General features: G+C 38.7%; 23 protein-coding genes and 1 tRNA gene. 4 read left to right on the top strand and 20 right to left on the bottom strand.

Annotated features, from left to right (window positions below; all coding sequences use genetic code 11):
* The first annotated feature begins 21 nt into the window (after positions 1-21).
* Positions 22-285 (top strand): helix-turn-helix domain-containing protein, encoded by a 264-nt coding sequence (locus tag M1F05_RS03875; protein WP_206084663.1) that lies wholly within the window; start codon positions 22-24, stop codon positions 283-285.
* Between the two features lie 92 nt (positions 286-377).
* On the opposite strand, the gene M1F05_RS03870 is transcribed toward M1F05_RS03875, so the two are convergent.
* The 6 genes from M1F05_RS03870 to M1F05_RS03845 all read right to left on the bottom strand — a co-directional run bounded on the left by M1F05_RS03870 (position 378) and on the right by M1F05_RS03845 (position 6393).
* Complete coding sequence (locus M1F05_RS03870) at positions 378-1655, bottom strand: glycosyltransferase (RefSeq protein WP_206084662.1); 1278 nt, start codon at positions 1653-1655, stop codon at positions 378-380.
* A 21-nt stretch (positions 1656-1676) separates the two neighbouring features.
* Positions 1677-2537, bottom strand: coding sequence for a TauD/TfdA dioxygenase family protein (locus M1F05_RS03865; protein ID WP_206084661.1), 861 nt, complete (start codon positions 2535-2537; stop codon positions 1677-1679).
* Positions 2538-2596: 59 nt separating this feature from the next.
* Positions 2597-3553 (bottom strand): L-tyrosine/L-tryptophan isonitrile synthase family protein, encoded by a 957-nt coding sequence (locus M1F05_RS03860; protein WP_206084660.1) that lies wholly within the window; start codon positions 3551-3553, stop codon positions 2597-2599.
* Between the two features lie 508 nt (positions 3554-4061).
* Positions 4062-5243: a cyanate transporter gene (locus M1F05_RS03855; RefSeq protein ID WP_206084659.1), complete on the bottom strand. Its 1182-nt coding sequence runs from the start codon at positions 5241-5243 to the stop codon at positions 4062-4064.
* Positions 5243-5707: a nucleoside deaminase gene (locus tag M1F05_RS03850; RefSeq protein WP_206084658.1), complete on the bottom strand. Its 465-nt coding sequence runs from the start codon at positions 5705-5707 to the stop codon at positions 5243-5245. The genes M1F05_RS03855 and M1F05_RS03850 overlap by 1 nt, the downstream gene beginning before the upstream one ends.
* The gene (locus M1F05_RS03845) at positions 5707-6393 is read right to left on the bottom strand and encodes an ankyrin repeat domain-containing protein (RefSeq protein ID WP_206084657.1); all 687 of its coding nucleotides are present in this window, start codon (positions 6391-6393) and stop codon (positions 5707-5709) included. The genes M1F05_RS03850 and M1F05_RS03845 overlap by 1 nt, the downstream gene beginning before the upstream one ends.
* An 84-nt stretch (positions 6394-6477) precedes the next feature.
* Here M1F05_RS03845 and M1F05_RS03840 point away from each other — a divergent pair, with 84 nt between their 5' ends.
* Entirely contained in the window at positions 6478-7332 is an 855-nt protein-coding gene (locus M1F05_RS03840; RefSeq protein WP_206084656.1) for a LysR substrate-binding domain-containing protein, read from the top strand.
* A 2-nt stretch (positions 7333-7334) separates the two neighbouring features.
* The gene (locus M1F05_RS03835) at positions 7335-7703 is read left to right on the top strand and encodes a DUF4440 domain-containing protein (protein ID WP_206084655.1); all 369 of its coding nucleotides are present in this window, start codon (positions 7335-7337) and stop codon (positions 7701-7703) included.
* Between the two features lie 50 nt (positions 7704-7753).
* Here M1F05_RS03835 and M1F05_RS03830 read toward each other — a convergent pair whose 3' ends face one another.
* Entirely contained in the window at positions 7754-8719 is a 966-nt protein-coding gene (locus M1F05_RS03830) for an agmatinase (RefSeq protein ID WP_206084654.1), read from the bottom strand.
* Between the two features lie 43 nt (positions 8720-8762).
* Positions 8763-9983, bottom strand: coding sequence for a sodium/glutamate symporter (locus M1F05_RS03825; RefSeq protein ID WP_206084653.1), 1221 nt, complete (start codon positions 9981-9983; stop codon positions 8763-8765).
* Between the two features lie 279 nt (positions 9984-10262).
* Between M1F05_RS03825 and M1F05_RS03820 the strand changes: the two genes are divergently transcribed.
* Complete coding sequence (locus tag M1F05_RS03820) at positions 10263-11135, top strand: LysR family transcriptional regulator (RefSeq protein WP_206084652.1); 873 nt, start codon at positions 10263-10265, stop codon at positions 11133-11135.
* A 61-nt stretch (positions 11136-11196) separates the two neighbouring features.
* Here the strand turns inward: M1F05_RS03820 and fbaA are convergent, their stop codons facing one another.
* The 12 genes from fbaA to M1F05_RS03760 all read right to left on the bottom strand — a co-directional run bounded on the left by fbaA (position 11197) and on the right by M1F05_RS03760 (position 26096).
* Positions 11197-12273 (bottom strand): class II fructose-bisphosphate aldolase, encoded by a 1077-nt coding sequence (gene fbaA / locus M1F05_RS03815; protein ID WP_206084651.1) that lies wholly within the window; start codon positions 12271-12273, stop codon positions 11197-11199.
* Between the two features lie 59 nt (positions 12274-12332).
* Positions 12333-13496, bottom strand: coding sequence for a phosphoglycerate kinase (gene pgk / locus M1F05_RS03810; protein WP_206084650.1), 1164 nt, complete (start codon positions 13494-13496; stop codon positions 12333-12335).
* 93 nt (positions 13497-13589) lie between these two features.
* Entirely contained in the window at positions 13590-14609 is a 1020-nt protein-coding gene (epd, locus tag M1F05_RS03805; RefSeq protein WP_206084649.1) for an erythrose-4-phosphate dehydrogenase, read from the bottom strand.
* Between the two features lie 316 nt (positions 14610-14925).
* Positions 14926-16917: a transketolase gene (gene tkt / locus M1F05_RS03800; RefSeq protein WP_206084648.1), complete on the bottom strand. Its 1992-nt coding sequence runs from the start codon at positions 16915-16917 to the stop codon at positions 14926-14928.
* Positions 16918-17475: 558 nt separating this feature from the next.
* Positions 17476-18156: a TenA family transcriptional regulator gene (locus tag M1F05_RS03795; RefSeq protein WP_206084647.1), complete on the bottom strand. Its 681-nt coding sequence runs from the start codon at positions 18154-18156 to the stop codon at positions 17476-17478.
* A 224-nt stretch (positions 18157-18380) separates the two neighbouring features.
* The gene (locus M1F05_RS03790; protein ID WP_206084646.1) at positions 18381-19067 is read right to left on the bottom strand and encodes a fimbrial protein; all 687 of its coding nucleotides are present in this window, start codon (positions 19065-19067) and stop codon (positions 18381-18383) included.
* 31 nt (positions 19068-19098) lie between these two features.
* Positions 19099-20715, bottom strand: coding sequence for a fimbrial protein (locus M1F05_RS03785; protein WP_241017468.1), 1617 nt, complete (start codon positions 20713-20715; stop codon positions 19099-19101).
* 7 nt (positions 20716-20722) lie between these two features.
* Complete coding sequence (locus M1F05_RS03780) at positions 20723-23221, bottom strand: TcfC E-set like domain-containing protein (RefSeq protein ID WP_206084641.1); 2499 nt, start codon at positions 23219-23221, stop codon at positions 20723-20725.
* 19 nt (positions 23222-23240) lie between these two features.
* Positions 23241-23924, bottom strand: coding sequence for a hypothetical protein (locus M1F05_RS03775; RefSeq protein ID WP_206084638.1), 684 nt, complete (start codon positions 23922-23924; stop codon positions 23241-23243).
* Positions 23925-24015: 91 nt separating this feature from the next.
* Complete coding sequence (ecpA, locus tag M1F05_RS03770) at positions 24016-24621, bottom strand: common pilus major fimbrillin subunit EcpA (RefSeq protein WP_206084636.1); 606 nt, start codon at positions 24619-24621, stop codon at positions 24016-24018.
* Between the two features lie 125 nt (positions 24622-24746).
* Positions 24747-25067 carry a helix-turn-helix domain-containing protein gene (locus M1F05_RS03765; RefSeq protein WP_206084634.1) on the bottom strand — a complete coding sequence of 107 codons (321 nt, stop codon included), beginning with the start codon at positions 25065-25067 and terminating at the stop codon, positions 24747-24749.
* A gap of 952 nt (positions 25068-26019) precedes the next feature.
* Positions 26020-26096, bottom strand: a tRNA-Asp gene (locus M1F05_RS03760).
* Positions 26097-26117 lie beyond the last annotated feature (21 nt).

The following is a 26117-nucleotide window of genomic DNA, read 5'->3' as shown; positions in this document are numbered from 1 at the left end:
TTACTTGATTAGAGCTACATTATGACAAAATACCATACAGATATTTCAAATTTTTATATTGGGCAAAAAATGCGCAGACGTCGTTTACAAATGGGTTTAACCGGCGACAATTTAGGTCAAAAATCGGGTTTAAGTCAACAGCAAATATCCCGTTACGAGCGCGGCGTTCAAAATTTCACCATTCGTCGACTTTGTATATTCGCCAATATCCTGCAATGTGATTTAAACTATTTTCTTGAACAAGAGAATAATGAAACTATAGCAAATATAGATAAATTTTATTAGCTAATAACTAATAGAGATAACTTAGTTTGTCGTTTTATAAAATTAAGTTATCTCTCTAACATTATGAATGAATTTTTACAGTAGCTTAATTATTAATATAAAAGCTTATTGATATAATGTAGTGCTAATTCTAAAGTATTATACTGCTGATTCGCCTCTTGCATAATTTTTGCTTGTTGATGCCATAATGACGTTGATAACATCTCAGTGACCGCATTTAATATTTGTTCATCACTCGGCATATCTGTTTGCAAACTAATTCCACAACGAGACCTAAGGACTCGGGCTATCGCTTCTAATTTACCATCGCCTATCCCAGCCATTATCATTGGAACACCATGGCGTATGGCAGATGTCACTGAACCATACCCTCCATTAGTAATTAAGATTGATGCTTTGGGTAGCCAGTCTTCAAAATTAATATAATCAACAAGATAAGCGTTATCGGGAAGTGGAACCTCTGACAAATCAACCTTACGCCCCCCTGTAATAGCTAATACACGTACAGGTAAGTTTGCTAATGCCCTCAGCGTTGGCCTGAGTAATTGGTTAAAATCAACATTCGCTAATGTGCCTTGTGTCACGATAATTAAAGGCTGGTTTTCGTTTTTCCAATTAATTTGTATATGATCTTCTCTCGCTTTTATCGCTAATGACCCAATAAATTTAACGTGACTCGGTAAACTTGTATCAAAAAATTCAAATACTGATGTTGCAAGCTGCAAATAACAATCTACACCGCATATCAATGCTTCATTTTGATCTGTTTTCAATGGTAACCCGCCTGCTGCTGTCACCATCTGAGAAAATTTCTCTCTAACACTTTCAATTAATAAATGTATTTCTTCATTAATTAGCTGCTCTCGTGTAATTTCTGCCGGTAATATTTCAGGGGGTATTCTAGCGCCCCAAAACACACTATCGACAGAGGGCCAAGCTAATGGCGTTACCCCAATAGCCACAACAGGTATGCGCTTAACAAGCGCTTGTTGCAACAATGGTAAAGCAGCATAAAAGGTATTATCGATAACTAATAAGTTAGCTTGTTTTTCTTGAATTAATTGCATTAATTGCTTTGATAAGACTGGAATAGGTTGTGCAAAAAATTGTATTAAGCCTTGTGCCATTTGGGTATTACCTGCGGGATATAAGCCCCGTTCAGGAAAATGATGTTCTAAATCACGATGGTCTATATCGACCATACTGTCAAAACAAACAAAGTTTGCCCCGCTCGCCTCCACTTGTTGCCGAAAAAAAGACCCCGTAAAAATAGTAATTTCATTTCCTTGGCCAATAAGCCCTTTCGCTAAAGTTAAAAGCGGGTATACGTGTCCTGGCGTCGCAATCGCCGCTAATATTATCTGTGGCATAAGTGATTACCGAATAATTTTTTAATCTGTAAAAGAATAAAAATGAGCATTTTTACAAACAGGTACACCATGAATATGAACCCGCTGAAGTTGGCGAGGTGCTTTAGAAATAAAAGCCTCTCGACCATGTAATAACGTGAAGTTATCACAAATAGCCACATCCCCTTCTTCCCAGCTATGCGCATAATAATACCGGGGATCATATAACCTGCTATTTAGTTCTTTTTCAAACAGGGTTTGGTTTTCTCTAGACATTCCTTTAATTGTTAAAGAGTGATGATCTGCATATTTATCATCATCAATTTTCATAGGTTCGTTGTAGCGCATCACCCACTTATTGTTATTTGGGTGTAAGCAAACAAGGGGTGACACAACCTCGCCCCCATAGTGGGTAACCTGTTTTGTTTTATAGCTAATAATGGTGTCTTTCCATAATTGAACCTCTTCAAAACTGGATTCATTAAGGAGCTTTTCTGTATTAACAAACGTTGTTCGCCCCCCTTGAGATATCACTGGGGCATGTATGCAATGAAAAATTTGGAATTCTGGAATAGTTTCTCGATACATCCCATCCCAATGCAACGGTATGTAGCCATTATCTAAAACATGGTCTGAAGGGTTCGAGCGCTCCTGAATATCTAATACACTTCCAAAAGACCATTTCATAATATCCCCCCAACATTCTGAATATTCAATCAGTTTATTTTCATCTGTAAAACCTGACTGAAACCCCCGCAGTATAACCAGTGAATATTGACGAGCTAAGTGACGTAATAGGCTTATTGGCAATGCTGTAATGTTTTGATGTAAAAAACATGGTGTTAATAACACCCCAAAAGGATTAATTAATTTAACATGACAATTTATTGAGCTTATATTCATAAAACCTCACGTTATTATTTACCTATATATTTATTTTTATTAATACAAATAAACTTCGATTAAATAGATTCAATTACGTAATGGCTGGGTGAACCGTCAACCTCAACAAGTTTTCCGTTCATTTTCTTTGCTGTTTCATTTTTCATTAATATAAATCGGCCATTTATATTAACGGCAACACCGTGCCATGGTGTTAACCAATTATCTCTGGTTGGCATTAAATGAATACCCATTTTAATACTATCCGCGGGTTGCGGATGAATGGAAAGACGGATCGCAGATGGGAACTTTGTTGATAACAAATTCCCCCATGCTCGACTACGTTGAATAACGCCTACAGCACGCTGTTTAGCATTCCTTTGCAGAGCTGCTTTCGACCCCGTGTAATCGGGAAGAAAGCTATCTTCATATAAAAAACGCGTAATAGCTTGATATAATTGAATACCACCATTCGTCTGCTTGAGTTCTCCTTTTATTTCATCAATAGAGGTTGCGTAATTTTCAATTAATAACGACCTTAATTGGGTATAATCTTGAGAATATTGAGTTAATTCTTTAACACTACTAAGGGAATATAAATATAGACTCTCCCCATCTAGTTTAGATAATAATTTATTAAATTCTTTTTGATAAAGCGTAATGTCATTATCATCAACACAAATAAGATCACTAAACACATGCCCATCAGAACAGATAATAATCTTAGCACCTAATGAGTAAATATCTTTTATTTTCTGGCAAAGCGAATTCAAAAAAACAAGCGATAACTTTTCTGCCATATCTGGTATCTTTCCTAATACCTTCTTAGGGTTGGGTGATTTAGTCGGAAAAGCAGGTAAAATAAATTCAATAGGCTGCCTTTTTTCAATAAATGCACGGATCCTTGGAATTTGAATTTCAGATACCTTTCTTTCCTCATATTCATCACACTCATTTGATTGAGAAAAGCAACGGCGATATTTTAATAATTCTTTTAAAACCTGATGAGAGATATCTATTGAATCAAAATTTTCCATAATTCATCACCTTACCATAAACATGATTCGATAAAACTAATAAAAACAAATAAGGCCATGAAAAACCAGATACCTTTTGAATACATATTAAAAAATAAAAAAGAAAATAAAAATAATATAAAAAATATAACGTTAATTAAAAATAATATGATTATTAATAATTAAAATTAATTTTATTATTTCAATAGCTAACTCATTATATAAAAATAGAGTAAGATAACTTTAGGTTAATTTCACTATATCCATAGGCTATTATTTTTTGAGTTGATTTGGTGAGATAACGAAGCATCCATGAAATGCCAAAATCGCGGTTAATCAGAACCCCCTCTGCGAACACGAAGAAACGCCCCAACACAGTGTTCTTCCTATGTTGAGTGGGTTTGAGTGAATGTTTTTCCAATACGTTGCGGCATAGTCGTTCATATTGAATAAACAACTATGTCGCTATCTGGGCAAAAAACACCAAAACAACAATAACCATCGTTCGTAATAAAATAACGGGAATTTTTTATTTTAAAGCAAATAGTTGGCTATATCCTTTCGGGTTTAAACGTAAATAAAGCAGCAATGTCACTAGCACAAAAATAACATGCATTCCCCACACCCAAGTGAAACTTTGGCTTAACTGGTGTAACCATGCCGCGAGTAGTGGGCCAAATGCAGCGATAATAAACCCGCCCGCTTGCATTAATGCCGTTAATGCCCCCGCGCTAACTGGATGGGGAATATGATCCAGTGCTGTAATTATGCTAAGCGCAAAACAGCCCCCTAACCCAACACCTAATAGTGCTATCCATAAGAAAGGCACATCAAGGGCAAACAACATTAACCCAATAAACCCGATGGCTTGGCAACTTAACGTCGTAATAAGCCAGAAACGACGATCGATATTGTGAGAAGCGAGTACAGGGATCATCAGAGCTGATAAGGCCTGAAACACCGTCAGCATGGCAACAAAAGAGCCACTTTGTGCAGCACTCATTCCCTGTTCTTGGAAAAAAGGCGCTAACCACGTGACAACTGTTCCATAACCCGCATTGATTAACCCAAACCCCGCCATTAATAACCAGGCCCGTGGCTTTTTAAAGAAAGCGAATACGGAAACGTGACCAACGCTAGTTTTATTCATCGTGCGAATATTTAATAGGATAGCAATTAACGCGATCAGCGCAGGGAGTGCTAGCCATGCCAACGCACTTTGCCAATGGCCTGTTACACTTTCTAAAATAGGGGTTAACTGTGCGCCTATCGCACCGCCCGCCATTAACGTTGCAGAATAGAGCCCCGTCATCATGGCCATTTTTTGTGGAAAATGCGCTTTAATAAAACCAGGAAAAACCGCTTGAATATAAGCGGCACCGGCACCACACAAAAATGCTGTAAACAATAATATGTGACCATTTTCGGCAAAATAACGGAAAAAAGAACCGAAAAATAGCAATAACATCGCCAAAGCAATTCCACTTCGCTCGCCTATTCGTTGGTTTAATGCGGGGACAACCAATGCACCAATCCCCATCAATAACATGGGCAATAACGTCAGAAGCGAAATGCTTTGGTAGCTCATTCCTGTCGTGTGAATAATATTGTCGATGACAGGGCCAGGACCTGTCATAAAGGGCCGTAAATTCAGCCCAACTAACACAATAGTGACCACTAACGCGAGGGAGTACGACGCTGTTTTACCCATTATTTTTGCTGTTCCCACCACATTTGGTACAGCGCTGAGCGCGGTGCATCATTTGGCCTCAATTGCTCAAATTTAAAACCCAATTGTTGCTCAGGTGCCACACGTAACGCCTTGGCAATTTCCGCGGTTGATAAGCCAAAGGGCTCTGCATCTTGGTTTGAATAACCATATACCACGCGAGAAACCCCCGCCATGCGCATTGCAGCAAGGCACATTGGGCAGGGTTGCCCACTGGCATAAACAATACAATCATCCAGTTTAACGCGGTTCAATGCCTTCCCCGCTTGGCGTAATGCCATTAATTCCGCGTGCGCGGTGGGGTCGTGTAATTCAAGCATTTGATTTACCCCTGTTGCCACTACTTTACCTTCTCTAACAACAACAGCACCAAATGGGCGACCACCCGCCTGCACATTTTCTTCAGCAAGCGAAACCGCCTGCTGTAAAAATTGCCTATCCGACATTATTTCGCTCCTGCTTTTTCAAGGATTTCAATCAAGTTACGGTAGCCTTTACTTTTTGCTAACGTTAAAGGCGATATCCCTGAGCCATCCGCTAAGTTGACATCCGCCCCGCCTTCAATCAACAGCGTGACAATTTGCACGTACTTGTCGCTACCATCCCCCAAAATAATCGCTTCAATCAATGCCGTCCACCCGAGGCGATTAATATGGTTTACGTCCACACCCGCATCAATCAAGGTTTTAACCGTGTCGATATGGCCACGTTCTGACGCAGGGATCAACGCCGTACCGCCATAACGGTTGGTACTGTTTAAATCAGCCCCATTTTTCAGGGTTAATAATAAAATATCTTGCAGCCCACGCGCTCCTGCATAAAGGTACGGTGAATCTTGCATATTATCCTTCGCATTCACATCTGCGCCATGCTCAATTAAGTAGCGCGCCACATCCACACGGTTTTCATGAGTAGCTGCCATTAATGGAGTACGTTGGCGCAAATCCCGTTGCTCGATGTTAGCTCCTTGCTCAATTAGCGTTTGAACTTGGTATAAATTGCCTTGCTCAGCCGCGCTAACCAGTATATTAGATTGTGATGTTGCCATTCCTTTCACCATAAAGATCAATGAAATTGAAAGAATACCCAGTAAATAAACCAACCACTTAACACGTAACAATGTTGTTTTCATGATTTATCTCCTTCTCATCTATTTAATCTACTCAAAAAGTATGCTATTTAGAAATTAAATAACCAAATGATAGGTATTAAATAAATGAATCCATTGCTCAATTTAGTCCTATTGAACACCTTTGTCGCCGTTGCCGAAACAGGGAATTTCACTGTGGCTTCACAGCATTTAAATTCAACGCAATCTACATTGAGTCAGCAAATTCAACGCTTAGAAACTCTAGTGGGGCAGCCATTGTTTGTTCGAGGCCACCGCATCTTAACGTTGACCGAAACAGGTGAAATCCTACTGAGCTATGCGAAAAAAATCTTAGCATTAAACGACACATTTTTTATGAAGATCACGGGCAGTGCGGTGATCCACACGCTTCGTCTTGGTTTTCCTGAAGATCTGGCGTCAGGGCAAGTTACCCCTACCCTTGCCGCCTTTATGCAAGCAAACCCCAATGTGCGCTTAGAAGTCACAAGCGGTTTAAGCCGCCAGCTACATCAGCGCTATCAACATGGGGAATTAGACTTAATCATCGTTAAACAGAAAAAAGGGGAATTTAAGAGTGATTACAGCTGGCCTGAACCGTTATGCTGGCTAACAAGCAATCAACGTCAATCACTCAATAGTGATTCTGTCCCGCTTATCGTTTTCCCTGAAAATGGCTTGTATCGCAATGATATGTTTAAGTTATTAGATAACGAGCAACGCCCTTGGCACATCACTTATACTTGTTCAAGCCTGGCAGGCATTCAAAGCGCCATTACGGATGGCTTAGGGATCAGTTTACTGCCCCAGCGTGCTAAGTTGCCACAGCACCGCATTTTAACGGAAGAGGAAGGTTTCCCTGCTGCTCAAGAAATGGAAATTGCGATGCACTTTCATCGCAATGCCTCAGATACCCTCACGGAACTTGCTGAAAAATTAGCACAACAACTGGAGCAACGCTAATCGTGGAAACGTTATTTAATATCCTGATTGAGTTAGAAAAAAAACTGCATTTTTCCGCTAATCGACAAAATATCGATTTTCTTCAAGATATCCTACACCCTGATTTTTTTGAATTTGGCCGTTCTGGTGGCACAACAGATAAACCCGATACCTTAGCCTCTTTGATTGATGAGGCCCCAAAAACGATTTATTCAGAAGGCTATCACTGCACATTATTGAGTGAGCACACGGTATTGATGGCTTATATGAGTTATGAATTACAACAAGGGGAAAAAATAAGGCAAACCAATCGTTCATCGATATGGTTAAAGAATTCAGCAAATAAATGGCAACTGAGGTTTCATCAGGGGACGCCAACAGATAATCAATAAAGTGGGAAATATCTCCCACTTTATTGTTAGTTCAGCATTAATTAACTCCGTTATTTTTTATCAAAATACCCTGCTCGAATAGATGCCCCTATTAAATTCACCACAAAGCGCCCAGCAGTAACGCCTGTTAGTTTAGAGGGGATATCTTTTGCAGGCGTGATTTCAACGATATCCATACCCACAACCCGACCTTTTTTCACTAAACCGTGAATTAAGCTACGCGCTTGTAAGTAAGTTACTCCACCTGGTGCAGGGCCATCTACACCTGGCATAATGCTTGGGTCGATACCATCTGCATCAATACTGATATAGTAATTTGAGTTATCTGGGATACGGTCTAAAATTGCCTGCATTCCTACTTCATGCAGTTCATAGGCAGGAATAACATGAGCACCATGATCTTTAGCTGCTTGATAATCTGCGGGACGTCCACTCCCTTGAGCACGTAAACCTATCTGAAAAATTTCACCGATATGTTTCATTTCCGATGCACGACGAATTGGACTAGACAAACCTGTATTTACACCATTAACTTCTTCACGCCAATCTAAATGAGCATCAATATGAACTAAAGTGACTGGGCCAACTTCATCAAATCCCTGTAAAATCGGCGTAGTTATACCGTGGTCACCACCTAAAATAATCGGCAACGCATTCACCCTTAATAATTGCCTGATTGCTTCTGCGGCTCTTTCATGATGTTCACCCAGTGGTTGAGATAAATCAGGGATAACGTCACCGCAATCAACGAATTTAATATCTTTACGTCCCTGCAATAGTGGGCCATCAATATCAAAGTCATAATGATCTGGATGCCGAACAATTCGGTCACTCATATCACGTAAATATTGTGGTGCTCTTGATTGATCATTTGTAAAAGCATGAGCGCTATAGGCAGAGCTAAATGGCATTCCAAGTATCGCAATATCGGCTTCGATATTATTTAAATCGGTCGCAAGTTCAGAATATAAAAATGTTTTATGGCCAACATGTGGCGCTGTCGTTAATTTTTTCATCTACTTTTTCCTTATTAAACTTTAAATTTATTCTTTATTTTTATTAGCCGCCAAATGTATTGGCTAAAAATACAAATAGAGGGACACCGACAATGTCAGTTAATACTGTTCCTGCAATAGGAATAATAATGAATGCTTTCCTTGAAAATAGGCCATATTTATTACAGATAGCATCCATAACAACTAAGCCATTTGGTGTTGCACCTAATCCATGACCAATAAAACCAGCAGACATCACTGCCGCATCATAATTTTTACCCAATGCACGATATACGATAAATACAGCAACAAGAATGGTAGCAATAACCTGAGATATTAATATGATCGTTAATGGCAGAGCTAGCTCATAAAGCTCCCATAATTTTAATTTCATCATTGCCATCACTAAAAACATTTCTAATGAAATAGTTGAAATTAGAGCTACCGTATTTTTTGATATTTTTATAATCGGTTTTCTTTCATTAATTGAATGAAAAACAACACCTACAAATAAACTAAAAATATGCCCTGGTATTGTAAACCCTGTAATTTCACTTATCCATTTAGCAGTTGGCATTCCTATTGCAAGAATAGTTAAAATGGCTGCACCAGCGACAATACATTTCTGTGCGCTAATTTTATCTTCCTGGGCATCAACTGCAGCTAAATTATTTAAATCAACATGGTCTGTTTCAATTTTCAATTTATTTCTTTGGATTAGCCAATTACCGACTGGCCCGCCTAATATCGAACCTGCAATTAAGCCAAATGTTGATGCAGCCAACCCAACATTAAGCGCTTGGTCATAACCAAATGACTCAACGAGTGGTGCTAATGAAGCCGCCATCCCGTGCCCTCCCTGCATTGAGGCTTGTCCTGCCATCATTGCAACCAAAGGCTCTATATCTAATATGTAGGATAACCCAATGCTGACACCGTTTTGGGCAAATGCTAGCCCCCAGCAAATAACCATATAAATAAGTAATATTTTCCCACCACTGATTAATAATTTGACTCCTGTCATGAGTCCGATAGTGACAAAAAATACATACATAGCTAAATCATATAATGTATTATCAAATCCTAATTCTACAATATTAAATTGATACGCTAACCACATCATGATAGAAAATAAAAACCCACCAATAACAGGACTAGGTATTGAATACTTCATAAAAAATGGAAACTTCTTTATGATTATATTACTAGCAATTAACAACAAAGCACCTAATGCTGTAAATGTAATCATATCTAATTTTATTGTTAACATTTCATCTGTGACCATAAATTAGAATCCTTTTGTATTTATATATATTTGGATTAATTATTATTTTGGCGCCACCTTAGTAATAATTTATTAACAACTACAACTTTAAGATATACATGTTTTTTAATAATAAAAGTGATATTTTTGACCCCTTGGTTTCATAAAATGAAACCTTTTAAAATTAATAAAAACAATTTTAATCATTAAAATAAAACAGTAAATTTAGGCTATTTGTATCTAGTTAAAAATTGAGATAGATTAGCAATAAGTGATTGAATTCACGCAATAGGTAAAAATATGCATAATAAAAAACTAACAGAAAAAGATTTAAAATCATTACGTGTTTTTATTTCTGTTGCCGAAGCTGGCGGTTTTTCGATTGCTGAAAAAAAACTCAACATGTCCAAAGCATCTATCAGTCGGCATATACGTGAAATCGAAGAAAAACTAAGTGTTCAACTTTGTGAACGAGGACCATCCGGCTTTAAGCTGACAGAATCAGGGCTATTAGTGATTAAAAAAGCCAACACTGCACTTAAGGCACTCGATAATATAAAAACAGAAGTCGATGAACTACAAGGGATCTTATCAGGCGTGCTGGTTATTGGTGTTGTTGAACATATACTGACTAACCCACAATGTCACCTTTCTTCTGCTATTGCTAAATTCACTGAAGCGGCACCACATGTAAAGCTAGAACTCATTGTGCTCAATCATAATCAATTAAATCGAGCTTTGAGTGATCGGACAATTCAAATTGGTATACGTGGTCAATTTCATGAAAATAGCCGCTTCAACTATCAATTTTTATTTATTGAAAAGCATAAACTGTATACTTCAGAAAGTAGTGCTAAAAATAAGCATAATTTGGCATTGGTTTATCGCCCACATCCGTTCACTGAAAGTGTTCTAGCTTCTGGAGAGTTTAATAAGGGCCCTGATGCAGCAGGTTTAGAAGCTGTTGCAGCATTTATCGCTTCTGGACACTATGTTGGAATTTTGCCAGAAAACTATGCCTCTCATATTAATGCACGTCATGCCCTCGTTGAAGTAGCTAATTCCCCTGTTTTCCAAAACCGTATTTGTGCGATAACCGAATCAAGCAAACCACTGGCACAAAGTGAAGCATTATTTTTAAAATTACTTTCACAGGCCAGTGAAAAACCATAAAAAATCCCCCAGCAAGTCACCTTACTGGGGGATTTTCAATTCAAAACTGAGTCTGTATTAATTACAGAACATCAACACAGTTCAGTTCTTTGAAAGCTTGTTCTAAACGAACAACCATTGAATCTTGTGCTTTACGCAGCCATACACGCGGGTCGTAGTATTTTTTGTTAGGTTTATCTGCACCTTCTGGGTTACCTAACTGACCTTGCAGATAGCCTTCGTTCTTTTTGTAGTACTGTAAAATACCATCCCAAGTTGCCCACTGAGTATCAGTATCGATGTTCATTTTGATAACACCGTAGCTAACTGCTTCTTTGATTTCAGCAGCACTTGAGCCAGAACCACCGTGGAATACGAAGTCTAAGCTGTTGTGTGGCAGGTTATATTTTTCTGAAACGTAGTCTTGTGAGTTGCGCAGAATTTTTGGCGTTAATTGAACGTTACCTGGCTTATAAACACCGTGAACGTTACCGAAAGATGCTGCGATAGTGAAACGTGGGCTTACTGCATTGAGTTTCTCGTATGCGTATGCAACATCTTCTGGTTGAGTATACAGTTCAGAGCTGTCCATACCTGTGTTATCAACACCATCTTCTTCACCACCCGTACAGCCTAATTCGATTTCCAACGTCATATCGATTTTAGCCATACGCGCTAAGTATTTAGCACAGATTTCGATATTTTCTTCCAGCGTTTCTTCTGACAGGTCAATCATGTGAGAAGAGAACAGTGGTTTACCTGTTTTCGCATAGTGTTTTTCACCTGCATCTAACAAGCCGTCGATCCATGGCAGTAATTTTTTCGCACAGTGGTCAGTATGCAGAATAACTGGCACACCATAGTGCTCAGCCATTTGATGCACATGATAAGCACCAGAGATCGCGCCTAAAACCGCTGCTTGTTGACCTTCTGCCTTCAAACCTTTACCTGCGATAAATGCTGCACCGCCGTTTGAAAACTGAACAATAACAGGCGCACGCACTTTCGCGGCCGCTTCGAGTACGGCGTTAATTGAATCCGTACCAACACAGTTCACCGCTGGCAATGCAAAGTTATTTTCTTTGGCAACTGCGAAAACTTTCTGTACATCATCACCCGTGATAACACCCGGTTTAACAAAATCAAAAATTTTAGACATGTGAAAAGGTCCTGTGGTAAACAGGCAGCCTACGCTGCCTGTTGTGTATGAACAATTAATTACGCTTTAGCACGTTCTTCTAGCATCACAACGGCAGGGAGCTTTTTACCTTCAACGAACTCAAGGAAAGCACCGCCACCCGTAGAGATATATGAAATTTTGTCTGCAATACCGAATAAATCGATAGCCGCTAATGTATCACCACCACCCGCGATGGAGAATGCATCACTGTCTGCGATGGCTTTTGCAACGATCTCAGTTCCTTTACGGAAGTTAGGGAATTCAAATACACCAACTGGGCCATTCCACAGAATGGTTTTGGCATTTTTTAGAATTTCAGCCAGACGCTGCGCTGATTCATCGCCTAAGTCCAGAATTTGCTCGTCGTCTTTGATTTCAGTACTTGATTTCAGTGTCGCTTCTGCGGTTTCAGAGAACTCAGTAGCAACGCGAACATCTGTCGGTACTGGAATTTGGCAGTTAGCCAGTAATTTTTTCGCTTCAGGAATTAAGTCATCTTCATATAATGAACGACCAACATTGTTGCCTTCTGCTGCGATAAAGGTATTTGCAATACCCCCACCCACAATTAGTTGGTCAGCGATTTTAGACAGTGAATCTAACACGGTCAGTTTTGTGGAGACTTTAGAACCTCCAACAATCGCCACCATTGGGCGCGCTGGGTTACCCAGTGCTTTACCTAATGCTTCTAACTCATTGCTTAATAATGGACCTGCACATGCAACGGGTGAGAATTTTGCCACGCCATGAGTTGACGCTTGAGCACGGTGAGCCGTACCAAATGCATCCATCACATACACATCACATAATGCAGCGTATTGTTTTGACAGTGTTTCGTCGTCTTTTTTCTCGCCTTTGTTAAAGCGAACGTTTTCCAGAACGACTAACTCACCAGCGGCAATATCAATGCCATTTAAATAGTCTTTGACTAAACGAACAGGGTAATCGATTTTATCTGCCAGATAGTCAACAACAGGTTGCAGTGAAAACTCTTCGTTGTACTCGCCTTCAGTCGGGCGACCGAGGTGAGAAGTGACCATGACTTTAGCGCCTTGCTTCAGAGCAGCTTCGATTGTTGGTAATGAAGCACGGATACGTGCATCAGAAGTAACTTTGCCATCTTTGACAGGAACGTTTAAGTCAGAACGAATAAAAACGCGTTTACCCGCTAAGTCTAAATCGGTCATCTTAATTACAGACATGGTGAATCCTCTTGTTGATTCTCTATAAAGTTTCCATCAACTACTGGGCAGAGGCGAAAAGGTTATCATGCCCTGCTGTCTGTCAGTAGCCAATTAGTTTAAACCTGTTGCTGCCATCGCTAGCGTTGTATCTAGCATCCGGTTAGCAAACCCCCATTCGTTATCACACCAAACTAGGGTTTTTATTAAATGTTTTCCGCTAACTCGCGTTTGCGTACCATCAATAATAGCACTGTGTGGATCATGATTAAAATCCATCGAGACTAACGGCAGTTCTGTGTAGTCCACTATACCACGAAAATGCCCCTGTGCGGCGCTTCTCAGTAGTTGGTTCACTTTTTCAACACAGACATCGTCATGTACGGTAACACTCAAATCAATCGCTGTCACATTGGTTGTCGGTACACGGACAGAGATGGCTTCAAAATGATCTTTGAACTTCGGAAAAATTCGCGTAATTCCCGCCGCTAATTTCGTATCAACTGGAATAATAGATTGGCTGGCAGCGCGCGTTCTTCGTAAATCTTTATGATAGGCATCGATAACGGGTTGGTCATTCATTGATGCGTGGATCGTCGTAACGGTTCCTGACTCAATCGTAAATGCCTCATCAAGCAATTTAATAATCGGGATAATGCAGTTAGTGGTGCAAGATGCGTTTGACACGATATTGTCTGAAGCCGTTAAGCTTTCGTGGTTAACGCCATAGACAACAGTGGCATCAAGGTCATCAGTACCTGGGTGAGAGAACAGCACTTTTTTGGCGCCTGCCGCGATGTGCATTAAGCCATCATCACGGGAGCCATATGCCCCACTGCAATCAAGGACAATATCAATACCGAGTTCTTTCCACGGCAAATCACGGATATCGGTTTGGTGAAATAAGCGGATATTATCATCGCCGACTTGCAAGAGTGAGCCATTAAGTCTCACATCCCACGCAAAACGCCCATGGCTGGAATCATACTTCAGCAAATGCGCGATACCTTCTGGTTCAGCAAGTTCGTTAATTGCAACAACGACGATCTCTGCCCGACGGCTCGATTCATATAACGCTCTTAAAACACTTCGACCTATTCGACCAAAGCCATTTATTGCCACCCTGATTGCCATTCCATACCTTGTATATGAGCAAAATCACACGGTTGCTAAGGATAACTGACTCACACCAACTCTACTGCTCATTTTAGCAGTTAAAGGTTAAAAGTGTGCTGTAACCTACACTTTTTAAAAATTTTTTCATTGAATTTCATTTCACTGAAACGGTTCAGCTAATCTAAGGTTAGATTAAGGGATAAAGTAACAGAACGCAATAGAAAATCATTGATTAGTGCACAAAAAAACAACGCCTAACGATTAGCTAGGCGTTGTTCAGCAAAATAAGCACATACAGGGCATTCAACGCATGAATACCCCATCATTAACTTACTTATTTCAGAAGAGATTTCGCTGCTTCAACTGCTTTTTCTACGGTGATGCCGAACTCTTTGTACAGTTCTTCCGCTGGCGCAGATTCACCGAAGGTATGCATACCGATGATAGCACCGTTTAAACCCGTGTATTTGAACCAGTAGTCTGCAATACCCGCTTCGATAGCCACACGAGCGCTAACATTTGCAGGTAAAACAGCTTCACGGTACGCAGCATCTTGTTTATCAAATGCATCCGTAGATGGCATTGAAACAACGCGAACTTTGCGGCCTTCGGCAGTTAGTTGGTCTGCGGCTTTCACTGCCAACTCAACTTCAGAACCTGTTGCGATAAAGATAAGCTCAGGGGTGCCTGCGCTATCTTTCAGAATGTAAGCCCCTTTCTCGATATTCGCTAATTGCTCAGCGGTGCGAGGTTGCTGCTCTAAGTTCTGACGAGAGAAAATCAGTGCACTTGGGCCATCTTTACGCTCAACTGCATATTTCCATGCAACCGCAGACTCAACTTGGTCGCACGGACGCCATGTGCTGACGTTTGGCGTCACACGCAGGCTTGCCAGTTGCTCAACAGGTTGGTGAGTTGGGCCATCTTCACCCAGACCGATAGAGTCGTGAGTGTAAACAAAGATGCTACGAATTTTCATCAGCGCAGCCATACGCACAGCATTACGCGCGTATTCAACGAACATCAGGAAGGTTGCACCGTAAGGAATGAAACCGCCATGTAATGCGATACCATTCATGATAGCAGACATACCAAATTCACGTACACCGTAATGGATGTAGTTACCCGCAGGGTCTACGTTCAGTGCTTTAGAGCCTGACCACATGGTTAAGTTACTTGGTGCTAAGTCAGCAGAACCGCCCATAAACTCAGGTAATACTTTACCGAAAGCTTCCAATGCATTTTGTGATGCTTTACGGCTAGCAATATTGGCAGGGTTTTGTTGCAGTGTTTCAACGAATTTTTTCGCTTCTGCATCAAAGTTTGCAGGTAATTCACCGTTCATACGACGGGTAAATTCAGCCGCTAGTTCAGGGAAGTTCGCCGCATAAGCTGCAAATTTCTCATCCCACGCTTTTTGTTTCGCTTCGCCTGCTTTACGCGCATCCCAAGCGTCATAGATATCTTGTGGAATTTCGAAAGGACCGAATTTCCAGCCCAGTGCTTCACGTGTTGCTGCAATTTCAGCATCACCTAATGGCGCACCGTGAACAGATTCAGAACCCGCTTTATTTGGTGAGCCAAAACCAATGATGGTTTTGCACATAATCAGCGTTGGTTTATCTGCTTTTTTCGCTTCATTGACGGCAGCATTGATTTGCGATGCATCGTGACCATCGATGTCACGAATAACATGCCAGCCATAAGACTCAAAGCGCGCAGCGGTATCATCAGTAAACCAACCTTCAACTTCACCATCAATAGAGATGCCGTTGTCATCATAGAATGCGATCAGTTTATTTAATTTCAGTGTACCCGCTAAAGAACATGCTTCGTGCGAGATACCTTCCATCATACAACCATCACCCATGAAGACATAAGTGTGGTGATCAACAACATCATGGCCAGGACGGTTGAATTGCGCCGCTAATGTGCGCTCTGCAATCGCAAAGCCGACTGCGTTTGCGATACCTTGACCTAAAGGACCCGTTGTTGTTTCAACACCTGGAGTATAGCCATATTCTGGGTGGCCCGGTGTTTTAGAATGTAATTGGCGGAAGTTTTTTAACTCTTCGATAGATAAGTCATAACCAGTGAGGTGCAGCAAGCTATAAATCAGCATTGAACCATGGCCGTTTGACAGCACAAAACGGTCACGATCCGCCCAGTGTGGGTTTGCTGGGTTATGATTCATATGGTCACGCCACAGTACTTCAGCAATATCAGCCATGCCCATTGGCGCGCCAGGATGCCCTGATTTTGCTTTTTGAACCGCATCCATACTTAGAAAGCGGATAGCATTAGCAAGGGTTTTACGAGTCGTCATCAGTATACTCCAGGTAGGATAAAAACGTACTTAAACCAATTTTTACAACGCAATACGGATAGTGCTACTTTGATTTCGCTATAACGAAAAACACCAATTTACCGATACATCACCCCATGTTCCTTTTTCTAAGGACCATAGCGTATCAACAAGAAATTGAGCATTTCACGAATAGAGCGATTGAAAGTAACCCAATTCTACCCATACCGCAATATTTGCTATGTTCATGGCAGCAGATCGCTAATAAATTGAACTGCCGCAAAGCTGAATCCATTCCATTGCGCAAAATATCCCTTAAGGCTTACATTTTTGCGCAAGTGACTAACCTTATTAAACCTGAGTTCACTGTCTGGGATCAAGGTGATTTATGCATCTAGCACATTTAGCTGCCACATTAGTGATAATTGACAAAGTTTTAAGCAAAAAAGTGCCTCAATATGCCCGAATATTTTTGTTTGAGTTTACGTAAAAACACGCCTTCCAATAACAAAAATAGCAAATAAGGTGCGATAATTCGCACCTTATTTGAAAATAAAATTGCAGAAAATAGCTCTCGGATTACGATAAACTGTAATAGAAGCTTGTATAAGCGTTTGTCAGTAAATGACTCCCAAATTTAATCCCCTCTTTAATTAAATCTTGAGCCTCTGGTTCAAGCCAATTTTCATTGACCACTTTCAAAAAATCTTCAGCATGTTCAATATCAATTTCTTTATGTAATCCATAGTGGGTAATTTGGCTCTCCTCAAGCCAACCATGGTTCTTGATTGCTTCATAAATGAGAGTTGATGCATCAACAAATGTACGCTCAATACCTGCATATACCGCTGATGCAAAGCGGTAATCTGAGAACGAAGAAACACTACGGATTGTTTCGTTAAAAATACGCGCATTCAATGGCGGCTGGTGAATATTGATTTTGGCAGTATCACCACCAAGACGAGAGATTAATGTTAAGATCGTATTACCATGAACATTTTCTTTAATTCCTTGCCCATGTTCTTCCCAAAGATTTTCGACAATGGCAATACGCGGTATTGCATCAGGAACGTTTGCGATAATTTGTGCCATTGGGCGACTAAAGAAAAAAACCATTGTCGCGAACTCATTTTGCGTTTCTACAAATTGCTCTTGAGATAATTCACCTGCACATAATGCTTTAAAATAAGGGGTTTCAGGTAAATTTACGGTATTAATCGTAGATTCTAAATAATTTTTTAATTCACTATTTAATGCCATAATTATTTTCCTCCTGAATTATCAGATAAAGAAAAGCACACGATATTAAATTCAAATGAGAATCTAATGATTAGATAAAAATTAATTCTCACATAATCTTCATGCTGAGCATTAAAATGAAATATGTTAGCTATTATCAAAAAACAATGTGTAACCTGAATTAAAAAAAAACCAGTAACAATAAGCATTACTGGCTAATCATATAATATGAAACTTTAAACAGGCTAATCGCAGTTGCCTATAGAATGGTATTTATCAAATATAACAATATACTTACGGCTTTTTTTCTTTAGAATATTATGGCGAAACTCTTGTTGTGGTAACAGATTGAGAACCAATGGCTGCTCATCATCTTTTACCTCACAGCTTTCGTGAACCAATACCCTGAAATAAGTATTCCCTGTATTTTTTAACACTCCCTCATTAGCATCCATAGCATATTGGAAATTAATATTTTTCGGTCTAACGACAAAGTAAGTTTCTAAACTCACTGTTGGATAAAATAACGATTGTTGTTTTTGTGCGAGATCGTTTTCGACATCAAGTGATGTTTCACTAATTACAATTTTATAATACCGTTCTTGATTATCTTCTTTACCTCGATAAAAAATTTTAAAATACTCTTGCTCGCCAGGTAATAAGATTTTCTTTAAGGGCGTAAAAATAATTTCGCCATCTTCTATTGGCTTTCCCTGCTCTTGAATATCTGGTTTATCTATTTGATAGGCACTAAATGTATATAAATTCACCTTTTTTGTATCATTGATGTAGGCCTTCGAAAAAAAACTTTTATTCGGCTCAAGTGCTGAAATATCTGAGCTCAAATACAGTGCATGCGCCTGACCAAAGAATGAAAATATCGCCCCAAATAATACAAAGCCGAAAATTTTTTTTGTGTTTATTCTTCTCATACTATTTTTCAATAACACCATCAATTCATGCTTATAGATGCACATCAGGCCCCGTCCAAATCGCTTTCACAACAACGGTTCCACTGGCCGATACCGTTCCTAACCAATCAATGCCATCCAAAGTAAACAACGAATTAGAGTCATTCATCGGAAAACGTAAATCTAGATAGGTTCGATAGAAGGAGCCTAAATCTTGGTTAGGGATATCCCACGGCGTTTCTGCCCATAAGGCGTCATTCATCGATATTTCTGTGCCATCACAACTTGAACGATAAGATTCCTCTGTACCTGAAGCATTTTTAAATGATAAATAAGCCGAGAATGGCACGCGGAATTTATCATCGTCTGAACTGAACAGACAAAAGTTTTGACCATTCACATTTACCGTTGGGCCTTCTACTCTTGCGGTAATAGAGTCAGCCTGCCGAGGCCCACTGGTCGTCACAATATAGTTAAACTCAATCGGCGGTTCTTCTGGGCCAATCTTTCCTGTCTTTGACGGGTTTGGAATATAATCCGCAGGCACAATACTGATACTATAATCGCGTGGTTTTATCACTAGCTGGTTTGATGGCGTAAATTCATAATACCCTGACTGCGGCGCCGCTGCGGGGTTAGTAAACGAAAAGGTAAAAAAGTCTTGGCTATTGGTAAAATCCACATTATTCGTTATTAACTGCTTAAAGAACGTATTGGAAAAAAAGATAGAAACATACTGATTCGAACTTTTAAAATACGTATTGGCAGCATATGTTGAATTATAATTACGCCAAATATTCGAGCCATCATCAGGCCCAATTTTTATTGATGCGCCCGCAACAGTAAATGGGATCAGCGTTGAGTTAACTTTTAAACTCAATATAACATTGGCAAAAACATCCCCTGATGTCTCGTGTTTTACAACTTGGCAAATCAAGCCATTGACATTAGCGACAACGCCAATTCGGCAAAATTGTTCGCCAGGGCCTAAGCTTGGGTTCCCATTGCTGTCAATGTAAACCTCTTGCATTGCCCCAGTAGAGCTGAGCTTAATATGGGCAGATTTAGTAATCGTAAATTCGTGGGATGCAATAATTCGCCCGCCAACACTTTGGCAACTTTCCCCTTTCGCTGGGTCATAATCCAAGTCGGTCATGCATGCACGATAACTGTAGGTTTCAACCGCCCCAACAGCCATCTGTCTAAAATATTGATAGGTTGATTCGCTAAAAATACCTCGCGCGTATGCCCCTTCTCCCAATGTATTGTCCTGCACAATTTTATATGCACCATTTCGACCAACGTATTGTGCAGGCCAATAACCTGTATCTCGGTTGCAATAATTACGCATACAACGGTTGCCGATAAATGGGCCATCAATAGGGGAATTTTCAAACCAAATATCCACATTCTGATTTGCTCGAATCGAAGTATTGGTGTAGCCCATATACCCTAAACTTTCTTGGTTTTTTGCTGAATAACGAGAAAATTTATTTGCGCCAGTAAAGCGGGGGTCTAACGACCTCGGTGTGACAAAATATTCATCATCCACACCATTCTCAACAAAAACAATGGAATTACTCAGTGCAACGGCACCCACCGTTGAACTGAATAAAGCACTGAATATCATGCTACTAAGAGACAGAAAAGAAATCGGTTTAATCATCATAAAATTCTCATTGCCTTAATGCGACTGTACGCTGCGGGTCGCAAGTCACATCGCCTAGCCACAACGCGCCTCGAGCACCTTCTAAATTTAAATCAGCTTCGCATATAGTTTGCTCATCCTCTTGTAAAAGAGAAATAACGGGATATCGCACATCAACATCCATTGAAAACTCACCATTGTGATCCGTTTTCGTACGACCAATATGATTACGAATAGACGCATATTTAATAAATTCACCATTAGGGGATTTCAAACGGCCAAATACCGTTACTAACTGCCTAACTTCTGGTTTATAGATAGCAATATTCCCAGGGTATAAAGTGACAGACTTATTTCGCCCAGACACAATGTCAAAACTGTCTTTAGACTTCTCATCATTCATTAATTGAATGTCATAGTCTGAATAAGGTGATAAAGGGATAAACGTATTTTTTCCACTAATTGGGTAACTTTGCCCATTAACTCGAGCGGTCATACTCCCTGCCCCATAAATATCCGAATTAATGATGACGCCCGACTTCCCTTGTTGCCCGCTGGGCATAATGGTTCCATCGCTATAGGCTAACGAACCACGAGATGTAAAGTTACCATTCAATCTTTGATTATCAGGTCGATTAACCGTTAGCATCCCTGAGTTATATTTCGTTTCGTAGGAGGCATAACCCATCGTTGAGAAATCAGACTCTCCATTATTTTTATCGCGCACTAATTTAGAAACAGATCCCCCGATATCGGTAATAACAGAATCTTCGAAACGTTTATTTGCATAAATATTGGCTTTCATATTGCCATTACTTGAAGATAGACCTGTACTTAACCATGTTGATAACGGTAATGAAAAATCAAGACTGATAAATTTTTCATTCAGGCTTTTTTGGTCATCATAATGGTAACGCTGGACGCCTGTTCTTAATCCAATCGTGCCATAGCGGCCTGAAAATAGTGTATTTGAATATTCATAGTTAATTGAATCACTACCAATACGTTTATCTGTTGTACTGCTAATGGTAAATGACCCTGCTCGGTCAACAAGCTTATCAAGGTTCAACGTCGCACCATAAGATTCGCTATTTGAATCATAAATAGGCAGGTCACCTTTAATAACCGCTTTTTCTTTCGAAGCCCAAACAGAGCCATAGCCGTCTGGCACACTGGTTGATACTGTCGCAATATTCCTAAAGCTGCCATGATTCTCCACCATACCTTGCCAAGAAATTGAGACATATTGGTTCAATGAAAGGTTAATACTGCTTTCATTAATTAAATAATTGTCATAACCGTAGTTCGACATTTGAAAATTTATCCCAGACAACACTGGGAAATTTTTTGCAACAGACGCCCCGAACAAATAACTTTTTTCTAATGGTTGGCGTTCTGCTTGTTTCCCTCTGACATAACGTTTTTTATCAAAATCGATATATCCGCCATAAACTTCCCAGCTAAGCTTGTCAAAATCAGCACCACTTGAACTAAATGACTTATTAATTGTTTGACGCTGTGATGTCACAATTTTGCCATCAACAACAGTTTCAATCATTACGTCATAAATACCAAAGGGCAAAATACTGGTATCCACTTCATAACTTCCCATTGGAAAGTTCTGGATATTTAATAATTTTTCATCACGATAAATTCGTACTTCGCCTGGACTATTTAAAAAGACATAAATTGGTGTCAGGGAGTATTTTTTATTGACTACGACACTTGAAGCATTATTTCCAATAGATGCCGCATATATTTTACTGCGATTTAAGGTTGTTAAACTCGCAATAGACTGCAAGTTCCACGTACTCATTAACCCGATGGCAAAACGTAGGCCATTAAAGTCACGCTCATACATTGCCCGATAAAGCTCAATATCAGAGTTCGATTTACCAATACTGTATGCTGATGCATTCACGTTTATATGGTGCTCTGCAATCGCAAATAACGTGTCTAAGTTAAAATAGCTGCTTGATGAATTTTTTCCTTTTTTTACCTGACTTTCAAAAATACCGAGATCATAGTTCGCAACCGTCGAAAAAGTGTCAACGGAAGAATCACCTAATGCAAACTGTCTGACTTTTTCATTAGCGGCAATCGCTTCTTTATTAACATCGAGAGATAAATTAAACGAAGCAATATTCAATTGCAGCACTGCATTTTTATCAACGACAATATTATTAAGCTCATTAAAGAAAACATCTTTTTTTTGTTCTAAACTTTCAATCAGCAAAGGTTGTATTTTGGGGCCTTTATTTGTGTCGATAAAATGAATATTGGCAAGTTTAATCTTCCCTTCAGCTATAATGATGATGGCATCTGCAATTTTATCTTCACTTTGATTTTTCCCATCATCTGATTTTAAACGTAGAAACACAGGCACCGACATTCCTTCCTCTAAAGCCAAAACAAAAGCAGGAGGAATAACATACCCACCAATTTTAATTCGCTTAATATCTTTAGCATAAAGAGTACTTGAAAAAATAAAGCTCATTATTGATAACGCGATAACACTTTTACGCATAATTAAGACCTAACCCTAATTATTTGACAACAATAAACTCCCCTTTGTGCCAAATACCAATACTTGTTTTTTTATTATTTATATCAACCAACTGAAGGTTAACGGCTAAATTAGGTAAGAGATAATAACGTTCACGACAAATACCTTCTGCGCCATATTTTAACTTTTCGGTTAAGCAAGGGCCTGATGCAACAACCCGAAAAGAGCTATTCCCTAAATTAGCTATTTTATTTTTATCATAATTATATTTAAAACTTTCAATCCTTGGTGCTACGACTAAAATTGTACTTATTGTTGCGGATGTCGTTGCAGACGCTGACTTGGTACTTTTAGTCATTCCGCTTTCACTAATTGGGTCATCTGTCCAGTTTAACCGGTAGTAACGTTCCTGTTCGTCTTTCGGGCCTTGATAGATAATTTTAAAAATATCTCGTGATTTGCCTGGAAGTATAATGTTCGCTGGTGTTGACAGTATTTCGTTAGGATCGTTAATAGGGATAACCTTTCCACCCTCAAGTGGAGAGTCTATCTTTTCAATACTTAAGTTAACCAATCTTGCCGCATCAACAGTATTTTCAATTTCTTTTGCTAAGGTTTCTTCACCTGAAGAAATAATTTCCGTAATATTACCAACGTTAACGGCAAAACTATTTTTTAACGGTAACATGGATAATAAAATAACTGTAAATGTGATTTTATTCATTATAAAAACTCAAATAGAAAACGATAAAGATCAACATCCTTATATTCTCTTTATCGTAATATAAAATTTATTATTTAATTAACGATCTAACTTATGGAGTAGTGAAGCTACCTTCCCAGTTTGCTGTAAACTGAATTTTTACATCACCATCCCAAACACCATCAGCTAAATCTTTAAATTCTGCGTCTACACCAGCTGCTTTCGCGTTAGCAATAACGAAAGTAAACTCACCGCGGTCTGTTGAACGGTCTGAAACATCCCAAGAGCCATTTGCAGCTAAGTTGTCTAAACCTGAAGTGATACCTTGTGCGACATCAATTAAAGTTGTATCAGTAGTCGAGTCTAAATCTGCACCATTCCATTTAACACCAACTTCTAATGTAGAATCATCAGTTGTTCTTGCTAAGGTATTTGCAATAATTTTTGATGTTAATTTAAAATCAGTTGCACCTGCTTGGCCTTGGATAGCAATATCAAATGCACCGTTTTGCTGGTTAAAGCTTTTTTGTCCTTCAGCGTAATTAAAAGTCAAACTTTTAAGTGGGGTAACAACTAACATACTTGTTGTGTCTTTAATTGCAGTTGCTTGCCATGTTGCTGTCGCTTGAGCAGTACGCGTATCTGCATTTGCAACAGTAGCAAAAGAAGCAGCAATAATCCCAGATAATAATACAGATGCCATTTTTTTATTAAACATATTGTTCTCTCTAATTAATATTCAAAATATAACAAATAGAAAATTACATAGTATAAAAAACACTTTCTTGTGTTTTTTATAAAATATAATCTGACCACTGTTCTTTAATTAACGTAATATAATTATTATTCTTTACTAGATACAAAATCCATTAAATACCGACCTAATGAATAGCTTTCCTTTTCTTCTATTTCGTTTTTTAAATTATTCTCATTCTCTTTTTCATTTTGAACAAAGAGAATAAGGTCAACCCAACTTTTATCGAGTAGAGATAATAGCTGATGTAATTGATCTAAGGTTAACGGTGTTTTACCTGTTTCATAACGAGAAATTTGTTGCTGACTTACACGCATTAACTTTGCTAATTGCTTACCAGTTAGATTTTTTTCTCGTCTAGATTTTCGTAAGAAAAAACCAGCATAATAACTTAACTTATTTGATTCCATAAGCATTTCCAAAACTTTCCCAACGGTGAAATAATTCGTATAACTCTATAAAAGCTAATTATTAATATATTTATATTTTTGATTAAATAATTCAAAAATTAATTATTCGTAACTAATTTGTTCTTAATAATATAAATGGATACAAAATCGTGTAAAAATGTTTAAAACTATTAAAAAACAAAAAACTAATAGCCCACGGCTATCAAAATATTTTTTCTGCAACATTTCCCTATCTAAAAACAACAAAAAACACGTAATCAGAGTATTAAATTAATAAGTAACTATGTGATTAATAGATTAATTTTAAATGTTGTTATTTTGTTTTTAATATGCGCGAATTAAGTTATAGATATAATTACTTATTTTTTTAAATATATATTAGAGACACCTAATTTAATAGGCATTTTCATTTTGTTACAAATTGGCATGGAATGTATTATTTGAATGGAGATTTAACACCAAATACGAGTATTAAGGTTTTTCACCTAAAAAAAATTCAATATCTAGTGTTAAGATCGAGTACGCCAAGTTTATCTTTGGGAAAGGAAAATGTACTCTTTACTTTTCAACTTTTCTAAGCATTATAAAAATGAGAATGATTGTTAGAATAACATTTCAAACTGAAATAGTTCATCAATGATATAAAAAAAAACATTTTTTAATCGTCACAATAACGCATAAAAAAGCACCTAATTACCGTCATTATATTAATAATGAAATAAAATGTGTTACTGTTCGAAATCAAAAATATGAGCCTTACTAGCAGTATGCGTTGCAAAATCGTCATATACAAAAACAATAAACGCATTCTATGCGTATAACACCAATTTGTTACGATATGAATTAATGAAACAAAATTTATGTGAAGGGCAAATTACGATAAAATGCAAAGTAGAATTCGCATAAAAAAGATAAAAAAAAGCCCCGAGCAAATGCTCAGGGCTTCAATGTTTGGCGGAACGGACGGGACTCGAACCCGCGACCCCCTGCGTGACAGGCAGGTATTCTAACCAACTGAACTACCGCTCCGAATGTTCCCTGTTGGGAACG

The organism is Providencia sp. PROV252 (assembly GCF_033676005.1).
Classification (GTDB): Bacteria; Pseudomonadota; Gammaproteobacteria; order Enterobacterales; family Enterobacteriaceae; genus Providencia; species Providencia vermicola.
The sequence above is the reverse complement of the archived record's forward strand: the minus strand, read 5'-3'. Positions and strand labels throughout refer to the sequence as shown.

Bases quoted from the DNA above. Each gene is read 5' to 3' on its own strand.
- M1F05_RS03875 (WP_206084663.1), top strand. From the start codon at position 22: ATGACAAAATACCATACAGATATTTCAAATTTTTATATTGGGCAAAAA.
- M1F05_RS03870 (WP_206084662.1), bottom strand. From the start codon at position 1,655: ATGCCACAGATAATATTAGCGGCGATTGCGACGCCAGGACACGTATAC.
- M1F05_RS03865 (WP_206084661.1), bottom strand. From the start codon at position 2,537: ATGAATATAAGCTCAATAAATTGTCATGTTAAATTAATTAATCCTTTT.
- M1F05_RS03860 (WP_206084660.1), bottom strand. From the start codon at position 3,553: ATGGAAAATTTTGATTCAATAGATATCTCTCATCAGGTTTTAAAAGAA.
- M1F05_RS03855 (WP_206084659.1), bottom strand. From the start codon at position 5,243: ATGGGTAAAACAGCGTCGTACTCCCTCGCGTTAGTGGTCACTATTGTG.
- M1F05_RS03850 (WP_206084658.1), bottom strand. From the start codon at position 5,707: ATGTCGGATAGGCAATTTTTACAGCAGGCGGTTTCGCTTGCTGAAGAA.
- M1F05_RS03845 (WP_206084657.1), bottom strand. From the start codon at position 6,393: ATGAAAACAACATTGTTACGTGTTAAGTGGTTGGTTTATTTACTGGGT.
- M1F05_RS03840 (WP_206084656.1), top strand. From the start codon at position 6,478: ATGAATCCATTGCTCAATTTAGTCCTATTGAACACCTTTGTCGCCGTT.
- M1F05_RS03830 (WP_206084654.1), bottom strand. From the start codon at position 8,719: ATGAAAAAATTAACGACAGCGCCACATGTTGGCCATAAAACATTTTTA.
- M1F05_RS03825 (WP_206084653.1), bottom strand. From the start codon at position 9,983: ATGGTCACAGATGAAATGTTAACAATAAAATTAGATATGATTACATTT.
- M1F05_RS03820 (WP_206084652.1), top strand. From the start codon at position 10,263: ATGCATAATAAAAAACTAACAGAAAAAGATTTAAAATCATTACGTGTT.
- fbaA (WP_206084651.1), bottom strand. From the start codon at position 12,273: ATGTCTAAAATTTTTGATTTTGTTAAACCGGGTGTTATCACGGGTGAT.
- pgk (WP_206084650.1), bottom strand. From the start codon at position 13,496: ATGTCTGTAATTAAGATGACCGATTTAGACTTAGCGGGTAAACGCGTT.
- epd (WP_206084649.1), bottom strand. From the start codon at position 14,609: ATGGCAATCAGGGTGGCAATAAATGGCTTTGGTCGAATAGGTCGAAGT.
- tkt (WP_206084648.1), bottom strand. From the start codon at position 16,917: ATGACGACTCGTAAAACCCTTGCTAATGCTATCCGCTTTCTAAGTATG.
- M1F05_RS03795 (WP_206084647.1), bottom strand. From the start codon at position 18,156: ATGGCATTAAATAGTGAATTAAAAAATTATTTAGAATCTACGATTAAT.
- M1F05_RS03790 (WP_206084646.1), bottom strand. From the start codon at position 19,067: ATGAGAAGAATAAACACAAAAAAAATTTTCGGCTTTGTATTATTTGGG.
- M1F05_RS03785 (WP_241017468.1), bottom strand. From the start codon at position 20,715: ATGATGATTAAACCGATTTCTTTTCTGTCTCTTAGTAGCATGATATTC.
- M1F05_RS03780 (WP_206084641.1), bottom strand. From the start codon at position 23,221: ATGCGTAAAAGTGTTATCGCGTTATCAATAATGAGCTTTATTTTTTCA.
- M1F05_RS03775 (WP_206084638.1), bottom strand. From the start codon at position 23,924: ATGAATAAAATCACATTTACAGTTATTTTATTATCCATGTTACCGTTA.
- ecpA (WP_206084636.1), bottom strand. From the start codon at position 24,621: ATGTTTAATAAAAAAATGGCATCTGTATTATTATCTGGGATTATTGCT.
- M1F05_RS03765 (WP_206084634.1), bottom strand. From the start codon at position 25,067: ATGGAATCAAATAAGTTAAGTTATTATGCTGGTTTTTTCTTACGAAAA.